The 9,562-nt window shown below is 71.9% G+C and carries 7 protein-coding genes; 4 read left to right on the forward strand and 3 right to left on the reverse strand.

Features of this window, described 5'->3' with window-relative positions; genetic code table 11:
* The first annotated feature begins 25 nt into the window (after positions 1–25).
* From dnaE to ACWDRR_RS22725, 4 genes are all read left to right on the forward strand, one after another.
* Entirely contained in the window at positions 26–3,409 is a 3,384-nt protein-coding gene (gene dnaE, locus ACWDRR_RS22710) for a DNA polymerase III subunit alpha (protein WP_449774010.1), read from the forward strand.
* Between the two features lie 6 nt (positions 3,410–3,415).
* Positions 3,416–4,483 carry a DNA polymerase Y family protein gene (locus ACWDRR_RS22715; RefSeq protein WP_449774011.1) on the forward strand — a complete coding sequence of 356 codons (1,068 nt, stop codon included), beginning with the start codon at positions 3,416–3,418 and terminating at the stop codon, positions 4,481–4,483.
* 1 nt (position 4,484) lies between these two features.
* Positions 4,485–5,216, forward strand: a complete 732-nt coding sequence (lexA, locus tag ACWDRR_RS22720; protein ID WP_449774012.1) for a transcriptional repressor LexA — start codon at positions 4,485–4,487, stop codon at positions 5,214–5,216.
* Between the two features lie 322 nt (positions 5,217–5,538).
* Positions 5,539–5,850: a WhiB family transcriptional regulator gene (locus ACWDRR_RS22725; RefSeq protein ID WP_449774013.1), complete on the forward strand. Its 312-nt coding sequence runs from the start codon at positions 5,539–5,541 to the stop codon at positions 5,848–5,850.
* Between the two features lie 8 nt (positions 5,851–5,858).
* On the opposite strand, the gene ACWDRR_RS22730 is transcribed toward ACWDRR_RS22725, so the two are convergent.
* From ACWDRR_RS22730 to ACWDRR_RS22740, 3 genes are all read right to left on the reverse strand, one after another.
* Positions 5,859–6,809, reverse strand: a complete 951-nt coding sequence (locus ACWDRR_RS22730; RefSeq protein ID WP_449774014.1) for an ATP-dependent DNA ligase — start codon at positions 6,807–6,809, stop codon at positions 5,859–5,861.
* A gap of 135 nt (positions 6,810–6,944) precedes the next feature.
* Positions 6,945–7,247, reverse strand: coding sequence for a replication initiation protein, RepL2 (locus ACWDRR_RS22735; RefSeq protein ID WP_449774015.1), 303 nt, complete (start codon positions 7,245–7,247; stop codon positions 6,945–6,947).
* A gap of 19 nt (positions 7,248–7,266) precedes the next feature.
* Complete coding sequence (locus tag ACWDRR_RS22740; RefSeq protein WP_449774016.1) at positions 7,267–7,812, reverse strand: hypothetical protein; 546 nt, start codon at positions 7,810–7,812, stop codon at positions 7,267–7,269.
* Positions 7,813–9,562 lie beyond the last annotated feature (1,750 nt).

Here is a 9,562-nt window from a genome sequence, read left to right on the forward strand (position 1 = left end):
CGGACCGGACAGGAGGTGGTGCAGGGTGCTCGCGGCGCATCTGCACACCGCCTCGGGCTACTCGGTGCGCTACGGCGCCTCCCTGCCGGCCGCGCTTGCCGAGCGGGCCGCCGAGCGCGGCATCGCCGAGCTGGCGCTGACCGACCGGGACACCGTCTCCGGCGTCGTCCGGCACGCGAAGGCCTGCGCCGCCGCCGGTGTGCGGCCGCTGTTCGGCGCCGACCTCGCCGTCGGCCTGGTCGAGCAGCCCGACCGAACCGCCGATCGCCGCCGCACCCCGGCCAGGGGCGGCGCCTTCGTCGACGAGTCCGCGCCGCGGATCACCCTGCTGGCCCGCGACCGCACCGGCTGGGCCAACCTCTGCACCCTCATCACCGCCGCCTGGGCGGTCCGCGCCGAGCGCGGCGGCGGCCGGCCCGTCGTCCCGCTGGAAGTCCTCGCCGCCCACACCGACGGCCTCACCGCCCTGCTCGGCCCCGGATCCGAACCCGTCCGCGCCCTCGCCGCCGGCCGCCCCGACCGCGCCACCGACCTCCTCACCCCGTGGCGGACCTGGTTCGGCCCCCACCTGCGCCTCGAAGCCGTCCACCACCGCCGCACCGGCACCGGCCCCGGCTCGCTGCGCCTGGCCGCCCGCACCATCGGCCTCGCCGCCGACCTCGACCTCCTCCCCGTGCTCACCAACGCCGCGCGCTACGCCGACCCCGGCCAGGGCCCCATCGCCGACGTCCTGGACTCCGCCCGCCTGCTGCGCCCCGTCCAGCGCGGCGCGGTGTGCAACGGCGAGCGGTGGCTGAAGGGCCCGGCCCAGCTCGCCGAGCTCGCCGCCGAAGTCGCGCAGGCCGCCGGCCAGGGACCCTCCGGCGCCCAGCGGCTGCTCGCGGTCACCGCCCGCACCGCAGCCGAGTGCCGGCTCGACCCCGCCTCCGACCTCGGGATCGGCCGGGTCCACTTCCCGGAGGAAGACCGGCTCGGCCTGGCCCCCGGCACGTCGGCGCGGGTGCTGCGCGAGCGCTGCGAGGCGGAGATGGTCCGCTGCGGCTACGACCACCGCCCCGACGCCGTCGATCGCCTGGCCGAGGAACTGGAGCTCATCTCGGCGCTCGGCTGGCCCACCTTCTTCCTCACCGTCGCCGGGGTCGTCGCCGACATCAAGGAGATGGGCATCCGGGTCGCGGCGCGCGGCTCCGCGGCCGGCTCGCTCGTGGTGCACCTGCTCGGCATCGCCGTGGCGATGCCGCTCGACCACGACCTGATCATGGAGCGCTTCCTGTCCTACCGGCGCACCTCCCTGCCGGACATCGACGTCGACGTCGAGTCCGAACGCCGGATCGACTGCTACAAGGCGGTCCTGCAGCGGTTCGGGCCCGAGCGCGTCGCCACCGTGTCGATGCCCGAGACCTACCGGGTGCGCTGGGCGATCCGCGACGCGGGCCTCGCCCTGGGCATCGACCCCGCCGAAGTCGACCGCCTCGCCAAATCCTTCCCGCACATCCGGGCCCGCGACGTCCGCACCGCAATGGCCGAGCTACCCGAGCTGCGCCACGTCGCCGAGCACGCCGATCGGTACGGGCGGCTGTGGGACCTGGTCGAGGGCCTGGACGCGCTCCCGCGGGGGATCGCGATGCACCCCTGCGGCGTCCTGCTGTCCGACCACACCCTGCTGGCCCGCACACCGGTGATGCCCACCGCCGGCGAGCACCTCCCCATGAGCCAGTACGACAAAGAGGACGTCGAAGACCTCGGGCTGTTGAAGCTCGACATCCTGGGCGTGCGCATCCAGTCGGCGATGGCGTACGCCGTCGCCGAGATCGAGCGCACCACCGGAGAGAAGGTCGACCTGGACGACTCCGAGCAGGTCCCCCTCACCGACGAGGCCTCCTACCAACTCCTCTGCGAGGGCGAGTCGTTGGGCGTTTTCCAGGTCGAAAGCCCAGGTCAGAGGGACCTGTTGGGCAGATCCCAGCCCAAGTCCTTCCAGGATCTGATCATCCAGATCGCGATGTTCCGGCCCGGCCCGCTGTCCGCCGACATGGTCAAGCCGTGGCTGGAGACCCGCCGCGGCCGCCGCCCCCGCTACCCCCACCCCGACCTGATCCCCGTGCTGCAGTCCACCGGCGGCGTCCTGGTGTTCAACGAGCAAATCGCGAAGTGCTTCGCCATCCTGACCAGGTCGGACCTGGCGATGGGGGAGGAGGCCCGCCGCGCCCTCGGCAAGCCCGACCGCCTCCCGGCCCTGGAAGCATGGTTCCGCACCCGCGCGGCCTCCGCCGGCTACGACCGCGCCGTCATCGACACCTGCTGGACCCAGCTCCTCGGGATGGGGAACTACGGGTTCGCCGCCGCTCACGCGACCGCGTTCGCCCTGCCCGTCCTGCAGTCCGCCTGGCTCAAGACCCACCACGGCGCCGCGTTCTACGCCGGCCTGCTCCAGGCCGACCCCGGCATGTACCCGCTGCGCCTGGTCCTCGCCGACGCCCGCCGCCGCGGCGTCGCGATCCTGCCCGTCGACGTCGCCAGCTCCGCCGCCGGCTACACCACCGAACGCGTCGCCGGCGGCGGCGAAGGCCTGCGCCTCGCCCTGGGATCGGTGAAGGGGACCACCGACGCCGAGGTCGAGCGCATCACCGCCGCCCGCCCGTTCACCGGGATCGAGGACTTCTGGGAGCGCGCCCGCCCGAGCCTGCCGACCGCGCAGCGACTGGCCCGGATCGGCGCCCTCGACACCGTCACCGGCGGCACCGGCCGGCGGGACCTACTGCTGCTCCTGGACGAGCTGCACGCCCGCCAGCGCGCCGCCGCGACCACCGGCCAGCTCACCCTGCCCGCCCCCGCGCACGGACCCGGCACCGTCACCGGCCTGCCGGAGATGACCTCCGCCGAACAGCTGACCGCCGAGCTGGAGGTGACCGGCATGGACGCCTCCCGCCACCTCATGTCCGACCACCACGCGCTGCTCGCCGAGCTCGGCGTCACCCCCTCCACCAGGCTGCGCGACATCGAACCGGGGGAGACCGTGCTGGTCGCGGGCGCCAAGGTGGCCTCCCAAACACCGCCGATGCGCTCCGGCCGCCGGACCATCTTCGTGACGCTCGACGACGGCGCCGGCGGGCAGCCGATCGACCTCACCTTCTTCGACGACACCCACGCCGCCGTCGCGCACACCCTGTTCCACAGCTGGCTGATCGTCGCCCGCGGCCAGCTCCAGCGACGTGGACGCTCCCTCTCGATCATCGGCGCCCGGGCCTGGGACCTCACCGAACTCGCCCGCGCCCGGACCGAAGGCGGCACCCGCGCGGTGCGCGACCTGCTCGCAGCCCCCGCCCCCGACGACGGCCAGGATCCCCGCCGTCCCGGCAGCGGCGGCGCCGGACGGCTCTGGCACGCCTCCAGCGGATCGGCGGGGTGAACCGCGATGACCACCACCGCATCCACCGTCCTGCACCTGCGCCTGCACCGCACGCCGTTCGAGACCTACCGTTCCCTGTTCACCGTCCTCGGCGACATCACCCCCGTCGTCCAGGCCCTGCCCCCGGACCGCGCGCTCCTCCAGCTCTCCGGCGCCGTTCGCTACTTCGGCCTCTCCCCAGCCGACCTCGCCGACCTCCTCCAGACCCGCCTGGCCGCCCGCTACGGCCTGGCCACCACCGGCGGCATCGGCCCCAACCGCATGCTCGCCACCATCGCCGCGGACACCGCCACCCCCGGCACCGTCCACGTCCTGCCCGACGACCCCGAGCAGCAGATCGACTTCCTCCACCGCCAGGACGCCCGCCGCCTGCCCGGCATCGGGCCCGCCCTGGACAAGAAACTCAACCGCTACGGCATCAGCACCATCGGCGACCTCGCCGCCCTGCCACCGGCCACCGTGCAGCGCATCGCCGGCGCCACCACCGCCCGCCTGCTCCTCGAACGCGCCCACGGCACCGACCGGCGCACCGTCACACCCTCCGGCCCGCCCCAGACCATCGCCTCCACCACCCGCTTCGACCACGACGTCCTCGACCCCGACGAGGTTCGCCGCGCGCTGCTCCATCTCGCCACCGACCTCGGCGCCCGGCTCCGGGCCGCCGGGCAGGACGCCCGCGCCGTCGAGCTCCAGGTCACCTTCGCCGACCGCTCCCACACCACCCGCTCCCGGGTCCTGCCCGAGGCGACCGGCCACAGCCCAGCGCTGCGCGACGCCCTCTACGCCCTGCACTCCCGGCTCGGCCTGCAGCGGGCCCGGGTCCGTGCCGTCACCGCCCGCGCCGGCGACCTCCGCGAGCAGGTCACCGCAGCGGTCCAGCTGACCTTCGACCGCCCCACCGAGAGCGCCCGGACCCTGGAACCGGTCATCGACCGCGCCACCGCCCGCTTCGGTCGCGGCGCGATCGCCCCGGCCGCGCTCGCCACCGCCTCCTCCCGCCGGGCCATCCGCGCAGGTAGCCAGGGCGATGGAGGTCACGGAAAGTTCGTAGACCACCCCGCTCAGCGGGCGTAGAGTGCCAGTCCACCAAGATCCCCAAGGAGAGGACAACGCCGTGCCGGAGGACACCACCGCCGCCCCCGCCCGCGCCGGCCGCCCACCCGGCACCCGGATCGGCAGCGACGGCCTCACCGACCGCCAGCGCCAGGTCGTGACAGCCATCCGCGACATCACCCAGACCCGCGGCTACCCGCCCTCGATGAGGGAGATCGGCAAGACGGTAGGACTCAGCTCAACCTCCTCCGTTTCCCACGTCATCCAGCGCCTGGAGGCCATGCACGTCGTCCGACGTGACCCCCACCGCCCCCGCGCCTACGCCCTGACGGGCCAGCACTTCGGCGAGCCGCCCGTGGCCGAGACCAGCGGGCAGCCGCCCACCTCGTACGTCCCCCTAGTCGGCAGCATTGCCGCAGGCGGCCCGATCCTCGCCGAGCAGAGCATCGAGGACGTCTTCCCCCTGCCCCGCCGACTCGTCGGCGACGGCGAGCTCTTCGCACTCACCGTCAAGGGCGACTCCATGATCGAGGCCGGAATCTGCGACGGCGACTGGGTCACCGTCCGCCGCCAGCCGACCGCCGAAAACGGCCAGATCATCGCGGCCATGATCGACGGCGAGGCCACAGTCAAGCGGCTGCGCCACCGTGACGGCACCACCTGGCTGATGCCGGCCAACCCCGCCTACGAGCCGCTGCCGGGCGGTCAGGCGACCATCCTGGGCCGGGTCGTTGCCGTACTCCGCAGCCTCTGACGCACTGTCCGGACCGCCACTTCGATGCATTCTTCACGGCAGGCTTTACCTTGGCATGTCGGGTGTCGCCCGCAAGCTCCCGCGTAGCGATCCGATCAATCCGATGATCGGTCCGGCGACTCCATGGCCGACTCGGCACCGTGACCTCAGCGGACGCATAACCGAAGAAAAGAACGAACTAGAAGGCCACTAAAGAGACTTGGAGGGACCCGCTAGAGAGAATATCGAGGCTGCAATAAACGGTATTTCAACGGGAAATCAATTTATCGCCGCGAGCCGACCGCCTACATTGATCCCAGCACCGTACGGGGGAGGAGCACCAGTGCCACAGGCACACGACGACTGGAGGGACTCGGCCGCCTGCCGCGCTACTGATCCGGAGGAGATGTTCGTCGACCACCCAGCACAGAACCGCGCCAAGATCACCTGCACAGGCTGCCCGGTCCGCACCGAGTGCCTGGCTCACGCCCTCGACCACCGGATCGAGTTCGGCGTCTGGGGTGGCATGACCGAGCGGGAGCGACGCGCCCTGCTGCGCCGCCGGCCGACCGTTGCCTCATGGCGTGACCTTCTGGAGGCCGCCAAGGCCGAACACAAGCGGGAAGCCGGCGGACTGCGCCGTCCGGCTGCTTGAGCCGCCGTTCAGTCCCGGAGGCCGCGCCAGACCGGATGCCTGAGACGCGCGGCCTCAGTGAGCTCCAGGAACTCGACCTCGGCGTGGAGCTGCGGGGTCACGAAGCGGACCTCGGTGCCCCTCGGCAGCCCCAGGCCTCTGGCGGCGCCGGCGAACGGGCTGAGCGGCGCATCGAGGCGGCGCAGGGCGGTGGCCAGGGCGCGGCGTTCGGCGTCGTTGAAGCCGGTGCCAACCGCGCCCACGAACACGAGCTGGCCGCCCTCGGCGGCGGGCACGCCGACCAGGACCCCGCGCACCGTCGCCCCGTTGTGGCCGCCGGGGATCCAGCCGCCGATTACGACATCGGCCACCAGCAGGTGCTTCACCTTGACCCAGTCCCGGGAGCGGGCACCGGCCCGGTACGGGGAGCCGGTTCGCTTCGCAACGACACCTTCGAGCCGACGCTCGCGCGTCCACGCGAAGGCCTCCTCCACCGATGTCCAGGCCAGTGGAACGCGGACCCGCGGACGGTCCAGGCCGAGCGCCTCCAGAAGGCCACGCCGCTCCTCGTAGGGCACGGAGAACTGCGGGCGATCGGTGTGGACCAGGTCGAAGAGCACGAGCATGGCCGGGGCTGCCGTGGCCGCAGCTCGCACCGAAGCCGGCCGGGAGCGGTGGATCCTGCTCTGGAGACCGTGAAAGCTCGGACGCCCTTCCCGCATCACCACGAGTTCGCCGTCCAGCAGCAGCGGGCCTGGCACGGTGGCAAGCGCCCCGGCGACCTCGGGGAAGCGCTCGGTGTAGTCCGTTCCGCGACGGCCGACCAGGCGTACGTCGGTGCCTTCCCTGTAGGCGAGGCAGCGGGCCCCATCCCACTTCGCCTCCGCCCACCAAGCGGCACCGGTCGGCAGCGGTCCAGCCGTCGCCAGCATCGGCTCGATGTGCGGCAGCTGCACCGGCGTCGTCTGCCGGGAGGCCATACCCCAAGGATCCCCGCTAACAAGGCGGGCTTCTAAACGAGCTGGTCAGCAGCACGAAACGAGAACGCGGTGCGTCTCACTGTGACTCTCAGCAACAGTGAAACGCACCGCGGGGCGCGGAGCTGGTGGCGTCGGCTAGCCGACGCTGCGGAGGATGGCCCTGCCCTTGCGCCCCCCGAGAGCCTTGGAGCTCAGGCGGTAGTACTTGATGTTGTTGAACTTGTGATACTCGTCCAGCAGGCCTTCTCGAACCAGGTCGCGGCGGACCCGCGAGAAGAAGGTGGGCGCCCAGCCGATCTCGGCAGCCAGTGCCTGAGCGGTCTGCTGAGTCCCCTCTTCGCCGGGAGGCAGGGTGCCGTAGAAGGCAAGCAGCAGGCGCTGGTTGGGTCCCAGGTCCTTGGAACGGCCGATCACGGCGCGCAGCTCGGTGTCGCTCACGGTTCCATTCTCCTCGGCGTCAGGCACTCTGCGCAGCGCGGGCTGCGCGGGCGGCACGGTGAATCTGGGTGAGGAAGTTGTTCTCAACAGATTCCTCCTCTGCTGGCCTCACCAGCAAGTAGGCCTCAGGCTCCTCCGTCAGGCCCAGGATGTGGGGCGGGTTCCAGCCCTTGATTGCCTCGCGATGGTTGTAGCCGCTGCCCCGGAAGACCAGGTATGGGGTGATCTCGAAGAAGGGGGAACGACCAACCGACCCGCTCTTGCGCAGCAACCTGTCCTTGACGAGTTTCTTGATCATTCGAGACAGCGCGTCCGGGTTGAACCCAAGATCCTTGCCGATGTCGGCGAGGGTACGGTTCACCAGCCGTGGGTCCAGCAGCGTCGCTCCGCAGTACCAGGTGATGACCCGGATCTCGGCGTCCGTCCGCTTCGAGGCACGGTTGCACAGGGCGATGTACCTGACCAGGCTGAACGTCCCGTAGGGACCTCCGTAGCCGAACTCCGCCTGGGGAACAGGCTCCATGGTGTCGGTGTAAAAGAGCCCGGTCGGCCGCCGGTGGCTCATTGCGCCGCTCCGTTCCTCACGCGTATGGCTCCTGCGTGCAGATGATCCGATCCGAGGATCGGATCGCCTGCACTGACCCTACATGTACTGAGAGACAAGGTGATCCGATTCCAGAGTCGGTTCACATCCGTGTCTAGTACATGTACTGATCTCACATGTGATTCGGGCCCAGGATCGGGTCACCCGATTCTGCGATCGGATCAAGAAACGGTATTTACGCAGGTCAGGTGCTGTATGCAGCTCTGCACCCTCTATTGCTGACGTAGGAACGACAGCTGACCTGCACCATCCCGACCTCCATGCCGAGCTCGACGACGTACATCGCCACGATCGCCTGTGCCTTGCCTGGGTCGGCTCGGCCCGGCCGTCGGCCGACCGGCCGGGTGGTGTGGGTGGGTGGCGGTTGGTGGCGTCGTGTGGGTTGTGGTGGGCCTGCGGCGCTTGGTTGGTGGTGGCCTGGCGGCCGGGCCCTGTGGGCCGTGCCGGGCGGGGTCTGTGCGGGGGTTGTGGCCGGCTTGGGGGTGGTGGGGGTGTGGTGGTGGTGGGGGCCTGGTGGGCCGTCCTGGTGGTGCTGGCTGGTGGGTGGTCGGTCGGCTGGGTGGTGCTGGGTGGGTTGGGTGGGGTGGCCCGGTCTCGGGCGGTGGCCTCGGGCGGGGCCGTGGGCCGGGGTGGTGGGTGTGGGGGTGTGCGGCGGTCGGGGCGGTTGCCGGTAGTCGGTGACCGGTGGTCGGTGGCGGGTCGGGGTGGGTGCGGCCATCGGCCGGGGGTCGGGCCGGTGCGGCCGGGGCCCGGGCCGGGGCGGTCCGGGGTGGTTGGGGTTCGGTGCGGTGGTTCGGGTGGTTCGGGGTGGTGGTTGCGGGCCGTCGGCCCGGGGTGGGGGAGGGTGTTCGGGCTGTTTCCTCCGGGGGTTTCCCGGGGGTCCTTCCGGGCCATCGGCCCGGGGTGTTCCCGGGACACCGTCACCGGGATTGCACGGTGGTTTATCCGGCCGTCGGTGCCCGCTTTTCCGGGGTAATGCGCGCATGTATTCACCAAAAGTGGTCCAGTCCACTATCCACGCGTTTCAGTTTTCCCTTTCCCCGGGAATTCTCCGGGGTTTTCCGAGGTTCCCTGACTGTTCGTCCGGGGGTTCGTTCCGGTCTCCGTGCTGCGCCCGGCGCGCCGCCGTCGTCGCCATCGGCGGCGGTGGCCCCGGGGAGGGAGGGTGTTCCCGTCCCCCGGGGTGGGGGAGGCGGTGACACCCTGTCCGCTCCCGCCCCACCGGGGCGGGCTCCCTGCCCCCTCCAAGGGGCCCGGACGGCCCGTCACCGCCCCCGCCCGGGGCCTGCGGCCCCGGTGTCCGCCCCCTGCCCCCAGGGCCGCCGCAGGCGGCGCCCCTGACACCCCGCCGTCCGGGCCGGAACCCTTCCGGGCCTTGTCCCTTCCACCGAGGAAACACGAGTGAACGGGTACGGCCCGGCCATCGGCCGGTGCCCACACCCGCCACCACGCACCCCCGCCCCACTCCCCGCCCCCGGGCCATCGGCCCGGCACACCCCACCGTCCCGCACCCACCCCCGCACCCACCCCCGGACCGGCCACCGGCCGGGCCCCCACACCCCCCACCCGCCCCCACTCCTGACACCCCCACACCCGAGGCGCCGTCAGGCGCCACCCATTCCCGCGAATTGGCCACCGGCCAATTCCACCAACAATGCACCGCCTATTCCCCCGCTCAATCCCAAAGGCGCCGCAGGCGCCGAGGGGGGCG

The organism is Kitasatospora sp. NPDC003701, assembly GCF_053587085.1.

Bases quoted from the DNA above. Each gene is read 5' to 3' on its own strand.
- ACWDRR_RS22715 (WP_449774011.1), top strand. From the start codon at position 3,416: ATGACCACCACCGCATCCACCGTCCTGCACCTGCGCCTGCACCGCACG.
- ACWDRR_RS22740 (WP_449774016.1), bottom strand. From the start codon at position 7,812: ATGAGCCACCGGCGGCCGACCGGGCTCTTTTACACCGACACCATGGAG.
- ACWDRR_RS22730 (WP_449774014.1), bottom strand. From the start codon at position 6,809: ATGGCCTCCCGGCAGACGACGCCGGTGCAGCTGCCGCACATCGAGCCG.